This window comes from Arthrobacter sp. K5 (assembly GCF_040448525.1).
GTDB lineage: Bacteria > Actinomycetota > Actinomycetes > Actinomycetales > Micrococcaceae > Arthrobacter > Arthrobacter globiformis.
This window is the reverse complement of sequence record NZ_CP159280.1, coordinates 81,499-99,758: the sequence shown is the minus strand read 5'-3', so window position 1 is coordinate 99,758 and position 18,260 is coordinate 81,499. Positions and strand designations below refer to the sequence as shown.

Here is an 18,260-nt window from a genome sequence, read left to right as displayed (position 1 = left end):
CCGTGTGAGACATCAGCCTGACAGGGAATGAGTGCAGCCAGCCCGGGTGCCAATAAGGCCAGGAGTGGACCGGGGCGGGGGACGCGGTTGCTGGATGAAGCGTCGTTGAGTTATCGGGACTCGAACCCCGTATCACCCGCACCGCTCACGGGGATTGCCTTCGCTGCCCTGTTTCACCAGTCCGTCGGCCCATCCCTTGGCAGGGGCCTACTCCATGCTGTGACGCCGGCGCGGTCTAAGCCCGTCCGGGGAGCGGCCTGCAGGCAACAAGAGTTATTCGCTGCCCGCAATTCTTAGTCGGTTTCTGGGCCGGTGCAGTAAAAGCACGTATTTGCGTCACAGTTGTCCACTCCCGCCGCTGCCGATGACTCCACGCCGGGAGCCTCCACGTGAAGTTGGATTGTCATGGCTGCGCCCACGGCTGGTCCTACTCGCCGTACATGAGACCGTGAAGAAAATGTTCCAGCTGCTGCTGAGACGCAGGATCGCTGGCCGATGCCGTCACTGGCCGGGCCTGCTCGAGATATAGGCCCTCCCAGGGGGAGCAAACGAGTGCAGCCTGCCTGACTTCGACTGGAGCCGTCAACGCCTGCGCGGGCTCGACAGCCCCCGGAGCCTCTGCACCGTGCAGGGGTGCCGTGAGCCTGTCGGCATGCACGTTCGCCCGACGGAAGGTTCTGGTAACTGTTCGGGGGCCTACTGAATGGAACATTGGTTATTTCCCTTCCTCCAGGCACCTGGAACATACGGATGCCAGCTGGAATCTGCGCTGAACGAATTGACTTGAAAATCACTGCCTGCGATCCAGCCGCATCTGTTCGGGCGCGGCTGACGCGTTCGGGTGTGGTTTCTGTGGCGGGCACAGGTGAAGTGCTGATGGACAGCCGGCGCCCCCTGAGACGTGGGCGCGCCGGCTGGTCCATGCGGAATCTCGTGTTCGGCTGCGGGCGCCAAACTCGTGGGGGTGACTGACTTTCGGGTCGCCCCATCAATGTGCGTGCCTAACGGTTGGCGGTTTTTTCGGCTGCCTTTGATGCCGCTTCGGAGGCGACGTGAGGAGAATGGCCAGTGGTGTCAGAATTTGCTGCCTGGGCAGCCTGGGCAGCCTGGGAAGCGGGCGGGGCAGAGGCAGCCCGGGGGCTGGTTTCCGCGCCTTTCAGGTATGTGACTGCGTTCGCGCCGGCTATGCGGCCGAATGTCATGGACCTGATGGAAGAGCTGGCTGGTGGGTACTCATGGTAAAACAGGCCGGTAATCTCACCGGCCGCGTACAGCCCGGGAATCGCTGCACCGCCCTTGGAAAGGACGCGCGCCTCTGTGTCGACCCTCAGGCCGCCGAAGGTGAAGGTGATGCGGGCTTCGAGCGGGTAGCCGTAGAAGGGCCCAGATTCAATGCGGTTGGCCCAGTTGGACTTGGGCGGGGTGAGGCCCTTCGTTCCCAGGCCGTCGAGAATCTCGGGCTGGAAAGGACCACCAGGGGTGGACGCATTGAACTCAGCAACGGTTGCCTCCAGCGCAGTCGGGTCCAGGCCCAGCTTTTCCGCCAGCTCCGCGACGGTGGCTCCTTCTTCGGGTTCCAAGTCCGTTGTCTCGAAAACCCAACCTGGGCGCATGCGTTCCATGATGGGCTTATCAGTGATGAAGAAGGCCTTCTGGTTTTGGTTTTTCCAGACCTCGTAGGCGAGTAGTTCGAAGTGCGAGAACAGGTAGTCTTCACCTTCATCAAAAAACCGCTTGGATTCCTGGTTGACGACAATTCCGTAGTTGTGGCCCCAGATCACCGAGTCAGGGCGGGAGGTCCTGGAGTCGACAACCTCGGAGTGGAACATGTCGAACTGTCCAGCAGTGTCTGCGCCGATGTCCATCGCCATTTCGATGCCCGCGCCTTTGTTCCGATGAAGACCAGGTACGATCGGCCGCAGGTCAACTGCGTTCTCCCCGATGTACTGGGTGAGCATCTCCGGGTTTCCTTCGAAGCCGCCGCTGGCAATCACCACCGCCTTAGAGGACATGGTCCGCAGGGCACCGTCCCGCCCCCGCACCACGACGCCGTTGACACGGCCATCGTCCGAGATGCTGAGCTTTACGGCCTCGGTCTCGTAGTGAATTTCGGCATTGTCGAAGTTGCGGAGATTCTCCAGGAGTTTATTGACTAGCGCCAGCCCGCCACCAACAGGCCACTTGATGCTTTTGTTCGTTTCGTACTCGAGTGCAACGTCGTTTTCGTAGTGCTGGTAGATTTCTACGCCGTGGTCCTCCAGGTACTTCATCGTGACCGGAGCCTCACGCTCCAGGGCGGAGCAGTATTCGAGATCGGCCAGGCCCTTGGATGTTTCTTCTACGAGCCGTTTCCAAGACGTGCAGAACCTGTTGTCTTCGTAGACGCGCATCCACGCCATGGTCCAGCGTGAGCCGCCCGCGCGTTCATCCTCAGCCCCTACCTCTACTACTGCAACCCGGCCTGAGCGTCCTGCCTCCTGCGCTTTCTCGCAGTAGCTCAGCGCGGCGGAGGCGCCAGCGAATCCGCTACCGATCACGATCAGATCGTATTCAGACATCGGCTTTCTCTCTCTCATCATCGTTGATAAGTGTCGTACAATCCGACAGTGATGCAATCGTATGATCTAGATCACAGTCATGTCAATGGTGCTCGGGAGTTCCACCATTGGAACAACTTGCACCTTCAGTTCCGGCGACCATTGAAACTCGCCATCTCTTTGTAATACAATCGTACCAACGCGTTCCAACGATGTTCCGCTCTGGCCGCGCTGAGGTGGCCATCGCCTTACGGGTTATCATCGGCGGCAATGCAAGACCTGCCCTGTCAGATGTCCTCTTTGGTGACCGCTGCCCGACTCTGCGGGAATCAACGATTTTGACGGCTGCTGTGTTCAGTCTGCCGACGGGTGACTGGCGCCACTGGGCTCCGTTCCAGCAAGGCTGACGACAGCATTTGGACCACCAACAGATTCAACGACGCAAATGATGGAGGAAATCATGAACAGTAGCGCGTACCAGCAGGGGATGCAGATCCGGCGGGACGTTCTTGGCGACGCCCATGTGGAAAAATCCCTGAGCAACGCCACTGACTTCTCACGTCCGATTCAGGACCTTGTGACTGAGTATTGCTGGGGAACCGTCTGGTCTCGCCCAGGACTTGAACGGAAGACCCGGAGCCTGATCAACCTCGCGATGCTGACAGCACTCAACCGTTCACATGAACTGGCAGTTCATGTGCGCGGAGCGGCCAACAACGGCTGCACCGACGAGGAGATCCAGGAAGTCCTGATACAGGCGGCGATTTATGCAGGTGTCCCTGCGGCACTGGAATCATTCCGGGTCGCGGAGGCAACTCTCAATGAAGTCCGTGCCAATGCCTGAAACATTGCGGAATATCGCCTTTATCGGATTGGGAAAGATGGGCACGCCCATGGCCTCCAGGCTGATTTCCAGCGGATACCAAGTGCGTGGGTTCGACCTTGCCGAGGAAGCGAGGAGTCAACTGGCCGAAGCCGGTGGGATACCTGCCGAAAACCCTGCTTCGGCCGTCTCCGATGCCGACGCCGTCATTCTGATGTTGCCCACTTCCGCGATCGTCGAGTCGGTCATCCTTTCCGAAGAGGTGCTGAACCTGCTCCCGGCGAAGACACTCATTATCGACATGAGCTCTTCGGAACCACTTCGTACAGTCGCCCTGGCTGAAAAGGTTTCGACCCTCGGCCATAAGTTCATTGATGCACCCGTGTCAGGTGGAGTAAAGGGCGCCGAACAGGGCACACTGACCATCATGGTTGGGGGCGCCGGTGACGATGTGGAGTCGGCGCGTCCTCTCCTTGGTGCCCTCGGCCGTCCGACACACATCGGACCTACTGGCGCTGGCCACGCCCTCAAAGCGCTCAACAACCTGCTCTCAGCTACGCACTTGTGGATCACCAGCGAAGCAATGCTCGTTGGCGAAAAATTTGGCATAGACCCCAAAACCATGCTTGATGCTTTCAATAGCTCTAGCGGGCGTAGCGGGTCCACTGAAAACAAGTGGCCGAACTTCATCCTTCCTGAGACATACAACTCAGGATTCGGCCTGGGGCTAATGGTCAAGGACATGGGCATTGCCCTTACTCTTGCCAGCTCCCTTGGGATACCCGCCGTCCTTGGGCAAGAAGCGGTGGCATTGTGGAAAAAGGCCCAAAGTGATTTGCCTCCGGACGCCGACCATACAGAAATTGCAAAATGGTTGCGCAGCCACCCTGGATCACCAGAGTAGAACGTCGGCTGACCGGGAGTGCAGGGTCAAAGGTCCGCCATGTTCGGATCTGCTGCCGGAGGCAGGCGCGCCTTCGGCCTAACTACTGAGCCGTAAGCAGCGTACCCGCTCCCCCTTCTTTACTCAGCCTCTCCCCGGGGAAGTCAAAGTCGCAAACTGGCGACTGATCAAGTGAGGGCTGGGCCCACTAGGCCACCCAGCGTATAGGCGTGGTCCCCGCTTCAGTCCGCGACTGTTCGGGCTGGACAGCACGGCCGCTCGTGGGGTGGCGGGCGGCCGTTCCGGGCCCCATCAATGCCGGACGTTCATTTTGTCGCCCGTCCGGCGCCTCCAAGACCATCCCATGGTGACGGCCGCCCAGAAGAACTTGCAACTGTGCGGCAGCTTAAGGGTTTGGGTGTAGTCGGCTTCGTTGAGCGCCGCCGCGTGGAATTTCTTGTGCCGTCCGGCTCGCCCCCTCTCCAACAGGATGGGGAACCAAGAGCAGATACTGGGTTGTGCCTGTCTAGTCGGCTGCTGGAGGAACGGTGGCATCTGCCGGCCCTCGTCAAGAACCAGGGGCGTTTGTTTGTCACCTTGCTCCGGAGCGCGCCTCAATAGCAGCGGCTGCCTAAGCGCATGATGGCTTCCCAGGACTACGGAGTCCTTGAGCACCCTCCGAGCCCAACTCGCGCTGCAAGGGGTCAAAGGTGCCGCCCAGGTACTGGGGAAGGGCTGCCTCTCAGCTGCTCCAATCTTCCCGTCCGTCGACACCGGAACCATCGAGTCGCGGCACCGGGTCTGCCTCGTATTAAGCCTCCCAGCAGCAGCGGCAGTCTTGCCACCTTTTCCGCTCTCGCAACGTGTTGACACAGGGTGAGCCGGATCATACGATTGCATCACTGTCGGATTGTACGACAGTATTCCAGCTTCGAATCAACGATGATGAGAGAGTACTAATGACCGATCCCCGCATCTTCGAGATGCCACGCATCGAGCGGGTACTTGAAGGACCCGGAGCGCTACAGCAGATTCCGGCTGAACTTGAGCGGCGCGGTCTGGGTCGCGCCCTTCTGGTGACCGGCAGGACCATCGGGGCCAGCGCTCCGTTCAAGGAACTTGTCAACTCGCTGGGTGAACGTGCTGCCGCCGTGCACAACGAAGTAAAGGCTCATAACCCCGTAGGCAGTCTTGCTGAACTTGTTCGATTGGCTCAAGACGTCAATGCCGATGTCATCATCGGCATTGGTGGAGGCTCTGCCATCGATGCCGCGAAGCTAACGGCGCTCGGGGTTGGGGAGGGCATCCATGAGCCGGCGGACTTCCTTCGGTACAGCATCTCCCACGGATTGCCAGCCTTGAGCGGTGCTCCGTTGCCGACCATTGCCGTGCCCACGACACTCTCGGCGGCGGAATGGAACGGTGTTGCCGCATTTGTCGACGAGGCAACCGACACCAAGGAGTTGGCTCGGTATCTAGAGCTCACACCCAAAACGGTCGTTCTGGATCCAGGATTGTGTGCCCTTACCCCCCGTGAGCTGTGGACCACGACTGGCGTCAGGGCGATCGACCACGCTGTCGAGATCTCCTACGCGACCAATGCACACCCTTACACCACGGCTCTATGCATGGCGGCACTTGGAATCCTAGCCCGGGAGCTGCCCCGAACGTCCAAGGACGCCTCGGACGGCGCGGCGACACTGCGATGCCAGCAAGCGGCGTGGATGTCACTGGTCGGGGTGCATAACGTCCCCGTCGGCCTGTCTCACGCCATCGGACATCAACTCGGGGCCGCGGGTGTCCCGCACGGGGTGACGTCCTGCATCACCCTGCCGCACGTGATGCGCTTCTTTGAAGAAGCAACGAAACAGCAACAGCAACTCATGGCCGGCGTCCTCGCCGAGGCCCGCGGCAGTACCCAGCCATTGGCGGCTCCGGATGAGATGGAAGTGCTGTTCGAAGAGTTGCAAGTTCCCCGCCGTATCAGCGAATTCGGCATCTCTGTGGAGATGCTGGAAAACGTAGTTCGCGCCACCATGGGTGAAGCAGAAGCCGTAATCCGACAGGCGCCGCGGGAAGTCACCGCCGAGGACGTGCGAGGACTACTCGAAAAGGCCTACTAGAGCGCGTCTCCTCCAGGATCCCTGCTCCGTCGAACAGTCGCCGTCGGGGAGCCGAGGCCGGTACTGCAGCGGGCAAGGGAAGTTCCGTCGCTCTGTAATTCACGACAAATCAGGAACAAGTTGCGTCCCTGATTGACATACCCGAAAGGAAAAACTATGGATATCGCTGAAAAGTTCCGGGAGTCCGGGAATCCGATGTTCAATGACAACCCGTTGAAGCTTGGGGTATTCGGAACCAACTGCTCAGGCGCCTGCGCGATCACGACGGCGGAAACGACATTCGAACCAACGTTCGAGCACAATGTCAAAATCGCACGTCAGCTCGAAGCAGCGGGTTGGGAATGCATGGTACCGATCGCTCGCTGGCGAGGCTTCGGCGGTGAGACGAATTTTGGCGGCACCAACATGGACACGTTCACCTGGGCCGCTGCACTGGCTGCGGTGACAGAGAAACTGCAGTTCTTCTCAACAACGCATATCCCCACGCTAAACCCGATCGTCGCAACCAAGATGGCGACAACCATCGATCACATCTCCAAGGGCCGCTACGGACTGAATCTTGTCACCGGCTGGTTCACGCCGGAAATGGAAATGTTCGGCCGTGAGCAATTGGAGCACGATGCTCGATATGACTACGCCGATGAGTGGTTGGACATCGTGACCACCCTCTGGCAGCGCAACGGCGTCGACTTCGAGGGCGAATACTTCAAAGTCAAGGACGCCTTCAGCGAACCCAAGCCTTACAACCAGGAAACCGGTCGTCCGGTGCTGATCTGCGCCGGCGCCTCCGGCAAGGGACTTCATTTCACCGCGAAATACTGTGACTTCAACTTCGGCTTCATGCAGGACATGGAATCAGGTGCTGCGTGGGTCAAGAAGGTCAAGGAATTGGCACGGAGCGAGTATGACCGCGAGCTTGGTACTTTCACCTCCTGCCCGGTGGTAGTCCGCGACACAGAAAAGGAGGCGCGGGACTACTACAACTACTACGTTCACGAAAAAGGCGACCGCGTCGCTTGCGACAACATTGCGGACGTTCTCCAAGTCCAGTCGCAGAACCATTCGCCGGAAATGTATGAAAAGTTCAAGGAGAGGTTCATTGCCGGATGGGGCGGCTACCCAATCGTCGGCACGCCCGAGCAGGTCACGGACGCCCTGATCGATCTGCATAAGACCGGCGTCGATGGTGCGCTGTTGACGATGGTCGACTACAACGAGGAACTCCCGTACTTCAACGAGCGTGTCATGCCGCTGTTGAAGGAAGCTGGCCTCCGCAAGTAATGCTGCTCGACTGAACCGGCGCACCCCAGGGGATGAAAGAGGCAAGTGCTGCGTGAAGGTTACAGACACTAATCGGTTCTAGGCCGAATGCCCACAGGCAGGCGAGTCTGGACCGTCATCCAAATGACTGTCCAGACTCGCCTGCCCAAAGGGTCATCGCAGCCCCGATCATCCTGCTCCAAGCATTCCATGCCTGCTCAGCAAACAGGCCCCTGCCGGTTGCCGTGAAGTTGCAGCACTCCTGGTCGAGCTTCGTGGCACCTTCCTGGGGCGGAGTTCTACTTCGCCTCGGCCGAGATGAGTCGCAAGGCTCAGCGATACACGATGAGAAGGAATATCTGAAATGACGGAAGTAATGACTGAAGTACGACTGACAACTGATGAATTCAAGTTCGCCTTCCGAGGCCACCCCGCGGGTGTCGGCATCGTCACGGCAGACAACGGCCATGGCCCGGTGGCCTTGACAGTCAGTTCCCTGTTCTCTGTCGGGCTGGAGCCGCCCACCCTGGTCTTTTCTGCGTCGGCGCTGTCTTCGGCAACGCCCACCATCTTGAATGCAGAGACCGTCGTTGTGCATCTGGTTGGCGCGGATCAAGTTGACCTTGCAAAGCTCGGCGCGACCAGCGGTGTAAACAGGTTCGGCGACAACGTGGAATGGGACCGTCTACCGACCGGCGAGCCTTACTACCCTGCTGCTGCTTCATGGTTGCGGGGCCGGGTGAAGCAAATCGTGCCGGCTGGCGGCTCGAACCTCGTAGTCGTTGAAGCGCTGGAGGCGAAACCGCAAAACTCTGCGGAAGCGATGGATCTCAGCCCCCTCGTCTATCACAACCGTTCCTGGCACACCATCGGCGACCATTCCAAAATGCCAGACTGACTGGTCTGCCCTAAAGGGTTGCCAAGGCCGAACCTCACCAGTTAAGTCTGCTGCAATGCCGCATACGTAACGGTGGAGCAGCAACCACTCGCGATCTCACTGGCTATGTGCGTAGTCGCCGCAATGCGCTATCCCCCATTTCCTTTCCTCGGGGTCTGCCGGTTGTCTCGGAGGCTGAATCAGGGCTGTCTAGTTTCACGGCGACTGCGTTCTTAGGACAAAACATGAACAATAACGTAGCGGAAGCTCAGCGTCCTCCCGACGCTGAAACCCGTCACCCTCAGGACCGCACCGTCGTTGCTGTAGTTATGGAATGGCGAGGCCGGATTGCGCTTCTCAAAAGAAGTCGGCGACTCGATCACGATGCAGGCCTGTGGCACTGCGTTAGTGGCTTTCTCGAGGCGGGGGTAACACCCGAACAACAGGCATTGGAAGAGCTATTTGAAGAGACCGGGACGCAAGCCAAAGACCTGCTGGAGCTTCGTCACGGACCAGCCTTAGTACTCCCTGACGATCGTGGAACACAATGGTTGGTCTACACCTTCACGGCCGTGACAACACGCCGTGGCCTTCGCCTCGACTGGGAGCACGATTCCTATCGATGGACCACGGCGGACAGGGCCAAAAGGTTTTCCAACCGGGTCGGTTGGCTGGACACCGTCCTAGACGCGACCGGCCACGTTGCTGCCGTCCACCCCACGGAACAGCTGTTGTTGCCGGCCTGATCAGTAGGGCGGCAACAAATGCCCAGGTCCGAGATAACGTCACCGGACAAGCACTGGACTCTGATCTCGACGAGTTTGGGCTCCTCGACCGCCAGCAGGGATCGGCCCGACTGGGTCCGCGACCCTGATCTGCCAATTCATGCCCCCACGGTCGGGTAGCTATCGCCTTGCCCTCACACGCCGGGAATCCGAACTCTTCATCGACGGCGAAAAGATGGCTGGAAGGTTCCGCGAAGCGTCGCCGATGTTTCACGGTCCCAAGTGCCCTCTCCAATCCGTGGTCACCTGGAACTCCGGAAAGAGGGGGCCCTCAGAGCAATGCCGAACCTGAACGGACTGCGGCCACTGACGAGCGGGCACCGCCGAATGATGCTTCACGGGCGCCCAAGGCGGCTGTCAACCGCGGCTGATTACGCTGCAGGATGTCGGGCAATACCAGCATGCCGACCAGAGCGACAGGACCGGTGATCAACCACGCTCATGCCCCAGCGCATCAATCTGGGGGGCTGGGGATCACGACCGGAAGATCGACGACTTCCCACCGGACAAGCCGCACAACATGACGTAAAGGCGGCGCGGGCGATGCTGAGGCCATGCAGATTGAGTACCGCGGCAGGTGGGTGCGTTAACCCTCGAAGTAGGGCACGAACACTCGACGACTATCGCGTCCGCGATGGAAACAGTAACCGGGCGGCGCTCAAGGTCACGGCAACGGGAAGGCAAACACCGTGCCGGTGGTTCCCACCGTGAACCACCACATCGCTGGGCTCGCACCCAAGCCCGGCGCAGCTCCTGCATAGCCGCTGGCGCCGGGGCCAAGGCCGCGCCCACCGATTCTGACTGTGCCCGTTCATCGTGTTTACCGCTCAGGTACAGTCTGGATCATGAGTATCGCTAGTGATGGCGGCGCCTCTCATGCGTGGTTTCAGCGGAGAAGCGGTCCGAGGTCTTACGGTCCGTGGAGACAGTGACCGTTAACAGGGACATCGACCCCAGAACGGATGTAAGACAGCTCAGAGCTGACACTGCGTCCTCCAATTCCGACTGGAGCAGGAGGCCTGGCACGAGACCTCCGAGAAGCGCCCCGGTGACGGACGTGCTGACAGCTTCAAGCACACTCGTACGGTGTCGCCAGCGACTGAGACAAAGGAGCAGGACTGCAGTTGCAACACCAATGCCTCCAAAGACGAGCAGGGTGTTCATATCTCGGGCTCCTGTGTGTCGAGGTTGAGAGTATGTGGCTAAGGCAGCGTTGACTCGAATTCGGCCTCGTACAGACTCCAGCTAGAGGGCCCACCATTGGTAGCCGGGAAGATCGCCCCCCTGGCGACAAACCGCAGGCTGCCGAATTGGTCCTGCCAGACGCCGCTGGTGGGGCAATGTGACCCGGTTATCTGACGCGTGGACATCGGACCACGAGTCGGGCTCGTGGCTTTTCGTGCGATGAGACTGATGTTTTTCATGGCGAAGCTCCCAAAGAGATGGCAAGGGATTGTGGTCGAAGACGAACATGTGGCCGGTGTGGTATGGGAGAAACTAAAGGGATCCGGACTCGCCGCAGATTCTTACAGTGTTCCGTCGGCCCCCGTTGAGGAGAGGGGACCTGGCCCGGAAAGGACAGCACCCGCTACGGGCCAGGTTCGTGGCGGCGCCGAAAACGCCCAAAACCGGATCCACCGCCACTACCTTGAACCTGACTGCAGAACACGGCAATGCAGCCCAAAGCCGTACCATGGCCTACGTCGCCATAATCAGCATGGCCGCCACTGTCGGATCCGTACTCGGGCTGGTAGCGGACTAGCCTGTGCTCTTCATTGCCTGCAACGCCTCGGCATCGTCGCCAATATTCAGCGCCGGAAAATAGCCAGGCTTCTGGAAGCGGAACAGCCGTAGCAGTGAGAAGCGGTCAGAACTGACTCGTCCGCATTAGGTGTTGAACGGCGTGCTCGTCTGCCCCAGTGCACTCGCGCCGGCGGGGTAACGGACGACCCAGCCTGACAGCGGCGAAAGCGCCTAATGGTGGGTCGGCAGACCAAATATCGATCCAGACCGACTGCAGGATTGACTCGCGCCCTTCAGCAAGAAGGCTGAGTAAAGCCACGAGCGCGAAACTGTGCCCGGCCCGATGTCCAGGCCGGGCACTGTGCTTCTGCTTCGTCAGAAGTTAGCTGATGCGATCAGTCAACCAGCGGCGGAATCGGTCCCCATGGACTACCGGATCGATAAGCAGCAGCTTTGTGCCGGGTTCGTTGCCGGGCTCCGTCCGTGTGTGGATGAACCAGGGGCCAGGCTGGTCCAGGGACGTCTGGAGGGCTTCCTTGAGTTCGGTTGTGTTGCTGGCTCGGAGGACTTTCAGGTCAACGGATTCAGCGATGCGGCCGAGATCGAGCTTTTCGGCGTGGGTGGGAATGCTGGCCGTTGAGGCGTAGACGCCGTTGTCCAAGAGCACGATGACGAGGTTCTCCGGTTCCAAGTAGCCTGCCGTGAGCGCCGCGCCGGGGTTCATGAGCAGTGATCCGTCGCCTTCGACGACCACCGTGCGAGAAACGGATGTTCCGGCAGTGGCCTGGGCGATCCCGGTGCCGACCGAGATCGCCAGGCCCATGGCATCGAGGAGGTAGAGGTTGTTGTCGCGGTCCTCAACGGAGGCCAGCTCGCGGCTCGTGGCGGCGCAGGTCGCTACGACAGGCAGGTCCCGGGTTGCGTCGACGATGGTCCGCAGTGCTTCGATGCGCTTCATGCTTTTGCCTTCTTATCGTTGTGGTCGAAGAATTCCATGAGCACGACGACGGGGCGGAACGTCATGCGCGCGTGGTTGCCGGCTTCAGCGACAGTGGCTCCCCAGTCCTTGGCCGAGTTGCGGCGGTCCACCCGGAAGACCGGGATGTTGGTGGAGCGGAGGAGTTCCGGGACGGGTTCGGAGATGCTGTGGATCATGGAGTTGTACTCGCCGAGACCGCCGCGGGTGTTGGCTACGATAAGCATGGGCAGGTGGTAGGAGACGGCCATTGTGGTCAGGGCCGTCAGGGCGTTGCCGAAGCCGTTGTCCTGCATCACGATGACACCGAATTTGTCCGCAAACGGGTAGCCGCCGACGACTCCTACAGCTTCTTCCTCTCGGGATACCGGGAAGACGTTCGGTCCGCCTTCCTCACCGGCGGCGTCGAGCAGGCCATTAATGATGGGGGCGATGCTGGCGCTGGGTACATAGGCGATGCCATCGGGTGCGAGGCCCTTGATGGCCTCGATCACCTCCTGGTGCCGTTCCTGGGTGATGGTTGTCACTGCAGTGCTCCTTCGGGCGGGGTGGTGGTCAGGGTCTGGACGATGCGCCGCAGACCCTCAGTCAGGTCGTCGATGTGGCAGGCGTAGGAAATACGGATCGAGTGCTTGCCGCCGTCGGGGTCAAAGGCGGTGCCAGGAACCACCGCCACCTTTTGCTCCTCGAGCAGGCGCATGGCCAGCTGTTCGGCGGGCTCGGCGATCAGTGGGGAATAGGTCAGGTAGAAGTAGAAGGCGCCGTCGGGTTTGCTCACGGAGACCCCGGGAACCCCGGTGAGGATCTCCAAACCGGCGCGACGGCGGTCCTCGAACTCCCGGCGCATCGCTTCAGCCTCGGCCCGGGCGTGCCGTAGCGCTGCGGCAGCCCCCGGCTGCAGGAACGTGGGAGGACAGACGGTGGTGTACTGGCGGACACGTAGCGCCGGTGTAATGAGCTCGTGCGGTCCGGCGAGCCAGCCGAGTCGCCACCCGTCCATTGCGAACGCCTTGGCGAATCCTCCGATAACGAGCGTCCGCTCTCGCAGGTTGTTCACTGCTGCTGGGGAAATGTGTGCCGCGTCCTCATACACCAGGTCCGCGTAAATCTCGTCGGACATCAAGAGCGAATCCGTGGGCTCCAGAATTTGGGAAAGTCTCTCGATCTCCGCCTGTGACGCAACTCCTCCGGTGGGGTTGTTCGGTGTGCAGATGATCACCATCCGTGTTCGGTCCGTGATGGCGGCCTCTATGGCGTCCAGATCCAGGCTGAAGTCCGCGTCCGCTTTCAGCGGGACAGGAACGGGTGTTGCCCCGGTCAAGCGGATACAGGACTGATAGTGCGCCCAGGCCGGAACCGGGACGATGACCTCATCCCCCGGACCGCAGAAGGCCATCAATGCCAGGAACACCGCCTCATTGGCGCCGATCGTGACGAGTACCTCCGATGCGGGATCGTAGCTTGTGCCCCGGCGGGACATGAGATAGTCAGCGATTGCAGCGCGCAAGTCTGCGGTTCCGGCATTCGGCCCGTAGTGGACTTCCCCGCGGCCCAGGGAAGCTGCCACAGCGCCCTTGGCCACGTTGGGGGTATCAAAGTCAGGGCGCCCGATTTCGAAGTGGTAGACCTTCTCGCCCGCTGCGTCCAAGGCCGCGGCCTTGTCGAAAATCATCCGGATGGGTGACGGCTTGATCTCGTCCAACCGTGCTGCCGCACGGCCGAACCTGGTGGCCGCAAGAGTGCTCATGGATGTTGCTCCGTTGCTGGGTAGATGTAAATAGGCTGGCCGGCCGTGTTCGCTCAAATCTGGATGCCGGTGTATTTGGTTTCCTGGTAGGCCTCGAGGCCTTCGGTGCCGCCTTCGCGGTGGAGTCCGGATTGGTTGGTTCCGCCGAAGGGGGCGGCGGGGTTGGAGACGAGTCCGCGGTTGATGCCGGTCATGCCGGCGTCGAGGGCGTCGGCGACGCGCAGGGCGCGGGAGAGGTTCTCGGTGAAGACATAGGAGGCCAGCCCGTAGGGGGTGTTGTTGGCCTCATGGATGGCTTCGTCCTCGGTGTCGAAGGTGTAGATCGCTGCAACGGGGCCGAAGATTTCCTCGGTGCGGATGTCCGCGTCCGCGGGGATGTTGGTCAGGACAGTGGCCGGATAGAAGTAGCCGTCCCCGTTAATCGGTTTTCCGCCGGCGAGGCAGGTGGCGCCCTTGGCGACGGCGTCCGTGACAAGCTCGTGGACAGTGGCCCGTTGTTTGTCATCGATGAGCGGGCCGAGCGTGGTGGCAGGGTCGTGGCCTTCACCCGTTGTGCTGGCGGCCATCCGCTCGGTAAAACGGGCGATGAATTCGTCGGCGATGCCGGATTGGACATAGATCCGGTTGGCCGCGACGCAGGATTGGCCTCCGTTACGGAGTTTGGCGAGCATGGCACCTTCAAGGGCCTTGTCCAGGTCGGCGTCGTTGAACACAATCAGGGGCGCGTTTCCGCCCAGTTCCATGGAGGTGTTCATGACGTTCTCCGCGGCCTGGGAGAGCAGCGTCTGGCCGACCTGGGTGGAACCGGTGAAGGAGACCTTGCGGACACGAGGGTCGGTCATGATGGCGGCGACCACACCGCGTGAGTTGCCGGTGACGACCACGTTCACGACGCCGGCCGGAGTGCCGGCCTCTTGCAGGACCTGGGCCAGGAGCAACGATGTCAATGGTGTCTGCACCGCGGGTTTAAGGACTGTAGTGCAGCCGGCCGCGAGGGCGGGGGCGATTTTCCGTGCGCCCATCGCGAGCGGGAAGTTCCAGGGGGTGATCAGCAGGGACGGTCCGACGGGGCGTTTGGACACAGCAATGCGGTACTGGCCTCCGGGTTCGACGCCGTACTGGCCTTCGGAATGAAGCCTGCCAGCGGACTCGGCGAACCAGCGGAAGAACCCGGCACCGTAATCGACTTCGGTCTGGGCCTCTGCCCATGGCTTGCCCATTTCGTCCACGATCAGCCGCGCGAATTCATCGCGCCGGCCCAGGATTCCTTCGTAGGTGCGGAAGAGGATGTCGGCGCGGTCCCGGGCAGGAGTCGCGGCCCAGGCACCCTGAGCCGCGACGGCAGCATCCAACGCCGCCAAACCGTCCTGGACCGACGCATCCGCCACCGCGGCGAACGCCTCGCCCGTAGCAGGATTGATAACCGGAACCGTCCGGCCAGCGGTGGCCGGAACCCATGCTCCGCCGATGTACAGGTCGGTCCTTGGCAAGGTTGATGTGGCGAGTGGATTCATGCTGGAGTTCCTTGAGGTCAGGAGGAATTTTTCAATTGGGGAAAGGCAAGCCCAGGAGAGACAGAGTGAGGGGCTAACCTGTCGATTGCCGCGATTCCTGAGGAAGTTGAGATGGTACGAAGCTGACCGCGCCGGGATAACTTGGAATCCATCCGCACTAGCGGTATCCATGCCCAACTGTAAGAATGTTAACATTATGGAATCCGGAATTGATGCGATTGTCAAGAGCGCAACCTTGCGCGCACCCCTCAAGCGACGCGGTATGGCACAAGATGTCGCCGACCGAATACGATCGGCCATACTCCACGGCGAGATTGCACCTGGGACCAGGCTGAACGAGGTGGAACTCGCGACCTCTCTGTCGGTCAGCCGAGGACCCGTCCGTGATGCCATCATCCAATTGCGTCAGGAGGGGCTGCTTCAAGGTGATTGGCACCGTGGATCCCGCGTCACAGTCTTCACCCGCAAGGATCTCGACGAGATCTATTCGCTGCGCTATTCAATGGAGCTCTTGGCAATCAGGCGTCTTATCGAGCATCGCACCGATGACGACCTGGAGATCATCAAGGCTCACGCCGAAGCTATTGAAAACGCCACGGCCGACGGCGATCCCGCGCGGATGCTGCACTCGGACATTGCTTTCCATGATGCTATCTATGCCTGCGCCCGCCATGAGCGATTGATGAACGTCTGGCTAGGCCTGAGGTCGCAGATCGCACTCCTGCTGCTCAACAGGCAACACGGGCATGACGACTATAAGGAACTCATCGGCCCGGAACACTGGGAGATGTACAGAGTCATCAAGGACCGTGACGGCGAGAAAGCAGAAGAGCTGGTCCGAGCCCACATCCAGACCGCGTTCGAGCGGGTGGAGCTCAGCATGGATGACGAGGAAGCCGCTCGCCAGAAGGCCTGACGGCCCTCACTCGCCTTAACCAGGCCGGGGCCCGCCCCTCGCGGGCACCCCGACCGGCCGCGCTAGTAGAGCCGCCGGCGCCGGCCGCGCGCGCCGCTGCAGTCCGTCCAAAATAAAGGACTCCGATCAAAAGTTGGCTCTTGCATATCGCGCTTCCGAAGAGTACTAATGTTAACATTCTGAAGTTAGGTCATTTTGTGATCCCCGTCGCGGTGACCGTTTCCCCACTGCCCAACTAAAGCCCAACTAGGCGTTGGCTCGCTCGGGGCGCCGGTTTTGGCACCGGGCGTCGGCTGTGTGCGAACCACGGTGCGGGCAGAAACGTCCACCCCAGTAGAACGAACGGCAACTCATGGAAACTCGCAAGGCAACACTCGGTGCGCCTGACAGCACCGACGCAAGTCCAACCGCAATGATCTCCGTGCGGGGAGTCAATAAACATTTTGGTCCCCTTCACGTTCTTCGCGAGGTCAGCCTCGACGTTCAACGTGGCCAGGTTGTCGTGGTGCTTGGCCCGTCAGGTTCGGGCAAATCGACACTGTGCCGGACCATTAACCGGCTGGAAACCATCGATTCCGGAACCATCGCAGTCGACGGCAAGCCGCTTCCCCAAGAGGGAAAGGCGCTGACCCGCTACCGGGCCGACGTCGGCATGGTGTTCCAGTCCTTTAATCTCTTCGCCCACAAGACGATCCTCGAAAACGTGATGCTCGCACCTCAGAAGGTGCGAAAAATTTCAAAGGTGGCCGCCCGGGAGCGGGCCATGGCGTTGCTCGACAGGGTCGGCATCGCCAACCAAGCCGACAAACTGCCAGCACAGCTTTCCGGCGGCCAGCAGCAGCGGGTGGCCATCGCACGGGCCCTGGCGATGGAGCCGAAGGTCATGCTGTTCGACGAACCCACATCCGCACTCGACCCGGAAATGGTAACCGAGGTGCTGGAGGTCATGACATCGCTGGCGAAGGGTGGCATGACAATGCTCGTCGTCACCCACGAGATGGGATTCGCCCGCCGCGCCGCAGACAGAGTGGTCTTCATGGCCGATGGCCAGGTCCTCGAAGACACCACCCCCACGCAGTTCTTCTCGAATCCATCGTCCGCTAGGGCGAGGGACTTCCTCGGCAAGATCCTCAGCCACTGAGACATCGCAGTCTCTCCCCTAGCGATTACTTCGCAAACTTCATTCCTCATAGCAGAAACGAGACTACCCATGAAAATCAAGTCGCTTATCACGATTTCGGCTGCGGCTCTTCTACTCGCCGGGACCGCCACAGGATGCTCTAGCGCCGCCGGGTCGGGTAACAAGGGCCTAGAGGAAAATGCAAAAGCGGGAAAGCTGACCATCGGTATCTCTTATGACCGTCCCGGTCTTGGTATCAAGAATCCAGACGGAAGCTTCAAGGGCTTCGACGTCGACGTCGCCAAATACGTCGCCGCCAAATTGGGGGTCCAGGAATCTGGCATTACCTGGAAGGAAGCTCCCCCAGCCCAGCGCGAAAACCTCATCCAGAACGGACAGGTTGACTATGTTGTGAATACCTACAGCATCAACGACGCCCGCAAGGAGCGGGTGGCTTTCGCGGGTCCGTACTTCCTGGCAGGACAGTCACTGCTGGTAAGGGCCGACAACACCGATATCACGGGCCCGGAATCGTTGAACGGGGGAAAGAAGCTGTGTTCCGTCACAGGTTCCACGCCGGCGCAGAACATAAAGAAGAACTACAGCAAGGACGCCCAGCTGCAGGAGTACGATTCGCCGTCGGCCTGCGTGGAAGCCCTGAAAAGCGGTGCCGTTGACGCCATGACAACCGACGACAGCCAGCTAGCCGGGTATGCCTCCGTTAACCAGGGGAAGCTGAAGCTTGTTGGCAAGACCTTCAGCAAGGAGAGCTACGGCATTGGGCTGAAGAAGGACGATAGCTCCGGTCGCGCAAAGATCAACGACGCCATCGAGGCAATGATCAAGGACGGTTCATGGGCCAAGGCATTCAAAGTCAACCTCGGCCCTTCAGGGTACCCGCTGCCAGCAGCTCCGGTAGTCGACCGGTACTGAGCCGCTCACCTGCTGTCACGACA

The 18,260-nt window shown here is 60.5% G+C and carries 14 protein-coding genes; 9 read left to right on the top strand and 5 right to left on the bottom strand.

The window, feature by feature from the left end; translation table 11 throughout:
• Window positions 1–1,001 precede the first annotated feature (1,001 nt).
• Window positions 1,002–2,558 carry an FAD-binding protein gene (locus tag ABRP34_RS22845; RefSeq protein WP_353713625.1) on the bottom strand — a complete coding sequence of 519 codons (1,557 nt, stop codon included), beginning with the start codon at window positions 2,556–2,558 and terminating at the stop codon, window positions 1,002–1,004.
• A 439-nt stretch (window positions 2,559–2,997) separates the two neighbouring features.
• On the opposite strand from ABRP34_RS22845, the gene pcaC reads away from it, so the two are divergent.
• The 6 genes from pcaC to ABRP34_RS22815 all read left to right on the top strand — a co-directional run bounded on the left by pcaC (window position 2,998) and on the right by ABRP34_RS22815 (window position 9,249).
• Complete coding sequence (gene pcaC / locus ABRP34_RS22840) at window positions 2,998–3,381, top strand: 4-carboxymuconolactone decarboxylase (RefSeq protein WP_353713673.1); 384 nt, start codon at window positions 2,998–3,000, stop codon at window positions 3,379–3,381.
• Complete coding sequence (locus tag ABRP34_RS22835; RefSeq protein ID WP_353713624.1) at window positions 3,374–4,264, top strand: NAD(P)-dependent oxidoreductase; 891 nt, start codon at window positions 3,374–3,376, stop codon at window positions 4,262–4,264. Before pcaC ends, ABRP34_RS22835 begins: the two co-directional genes overlap by 8 nt.
• A 938-nt stretch (window positions 4,265–5,202) precedes the next feature.
• The gene (locus ABRP34_RS22830) at window positions 5,203–6,366 is read left to right on the top strand and encodes an iron-containing alcohol dehydrogenase (RefSeq protein WP_353713623.1); all 1,164 of its coding nucleotides are present in this window, start codon (window positions 5,203–5,205) and stop codon (window positions 6,364–6,366) included.
• Window positions 6,367–6,522: 156 nt separating this feature from the next.
• On the top strand, window positions 6,523–7,647 hold the full coding sequence (locus ABRP34_RS22825; protein WP_353713622.1) for an LLM class flavin-dependent oxidoreductase: 1,125 nt from the start codon (window positions 6,523–6,525) through the stop codon (window positions 7,645–7,647).
• 343 nt (window positions 7,648–7,990) lie between these two features.
• Entirely contained in the window at window positions 7,991–8,524 is a 534-nt protein-coding gene (locus tag ABRP34_RS22820) for a flavin reductase family protein (protein ID WP_353713621.1), read from the top strand.
• Window positions 8,525–8,748: 224 nt separating this feature from the next.
• Window positions 8,749–9,249, top strand: a complete 501-nt coding sequence (locus tag ABRP34_RS22815) for an NUDIX domain-containing protein (RefSeq protein WP_353713620.1) — start codon at window positions 8,749–8,751, stop codon at window positions 9,247–9,249.
• 2,164 nt (window positions 9,250–11,413) lie between these two features.
• Here ABRP34_RS22815 and ABRP34_RS22810 read toward each other — a convergent pair.
• Genes ABRP34_RS22810 through ABRP34_RS22795 form a run of 4 tightly spaced genes read right to left on the bottom strand, consistent with a single transcriptional unit; the run spans window position 11,414 to window position 15,268 of the window.
• A complete protein-coding gene (locus ABRP34_RS22810; RefSeq protein WP_353713619.1) occupies window positions 11,414–11,989 on the bottom strand; it encodes a thiamine pyrophosphate-dependent enzyme in 576 nt (191 codons plus the stop codon).
• Complete coding sequence (locus ABRP34_RS22805) at window positions 11,986–12,534, bottom strand: thiamine pyrophosphate-binding protein (protein WP_353713618.1); 549 nt, start codon at window positions 12,532–12,534, stop codon at window positions 11,986–11,988. The genes ABRP34_RS22810 and ABRP34_RS22805 overlap by 4 nt, the downstream gene beginning before the upstream one ends.
• Window positions 12,531–13,754 (bottom strand): pyridoxal phosphate-dependent aminotransferase, encoded by a 1,224-nt coding sequence (locus tag ABRP34_RS22800; protein WP_353713617.1) that lies wholly within the window; start codon window positions 13,752–13,754, stop codon window positions 12,531–12,533. The genes ABRP34_RS22805 and ABRP34_RS22800 overlap by 4 nt, the downstream gene beginning before the upstream one ends.
• Before the next feature lie 53 nt (window positions 13,755–13,807).
• Window positions 13,808–15,268, bottom strand: a complete 1,461-nt coding sequence (locus tag ABRP34_RS22795) for an NAD-dependent succinate-semialdehyde dehydrogenase (protein WP_353713616.1) — start codon at window positions 15,266–15,268, stop codon at window positions 13,808–13,810.
• 196 nt (window positions 15,269–15,464) lie between these two features.
• Between ABRP34_RS22795 and ABRP34_RS22790 the strand changes: the two genes are divergently transcribed.
• The 3 genes from ABRP34_RS22790 to ABRP34_RS22780 all read left to right on the top strand — a co-directional run bounded on the left by ABRP34_RS22790 (window position 15,465) and on the right by ABRP34_RS22780 (window position 18,237).
• The gene (locus ABRP34_RS22790; protein WP_353713615.1) at window positions 15,465–16,184 is read left to right on the top strand and encodes a GntR family transcriptional regulator; all 720 of its coding nucleotides are present in this window, start codon (window positions 15,465–15,467) and stop codon (window positions 16,182–16,184) included.
• A gap of 412 nt (window positions 16,185–16,596) precedes the next feature.
• Window positions 16,597–17,325, top strand: coding sequence for an amino acid ABC transporter ATP-binding protein (locus tag ABRP34_RS22785; RefSeq protein ID WP_353713672.1), 729 nt, complete (start codon window positions 16,597–16,599; stop codon window positions 17,323–17,325).
• 69 nt (window positions 17,326–17,394) lie between these two features.
• On the top strand, window positions 17,395–18,237 hold the full coding sequence (locus tag ABRP34_RS22780) for a glutamate ABC transporter substrate-binding protein (RefSeq protein WP_353713614.1): 843 nt from the start codon (window positions 17,395–17,397) through the stop codon (window positions 18,235–18,237).
• Window positions 18,238–18,260 lie beyond the last annotated feature (23 nt).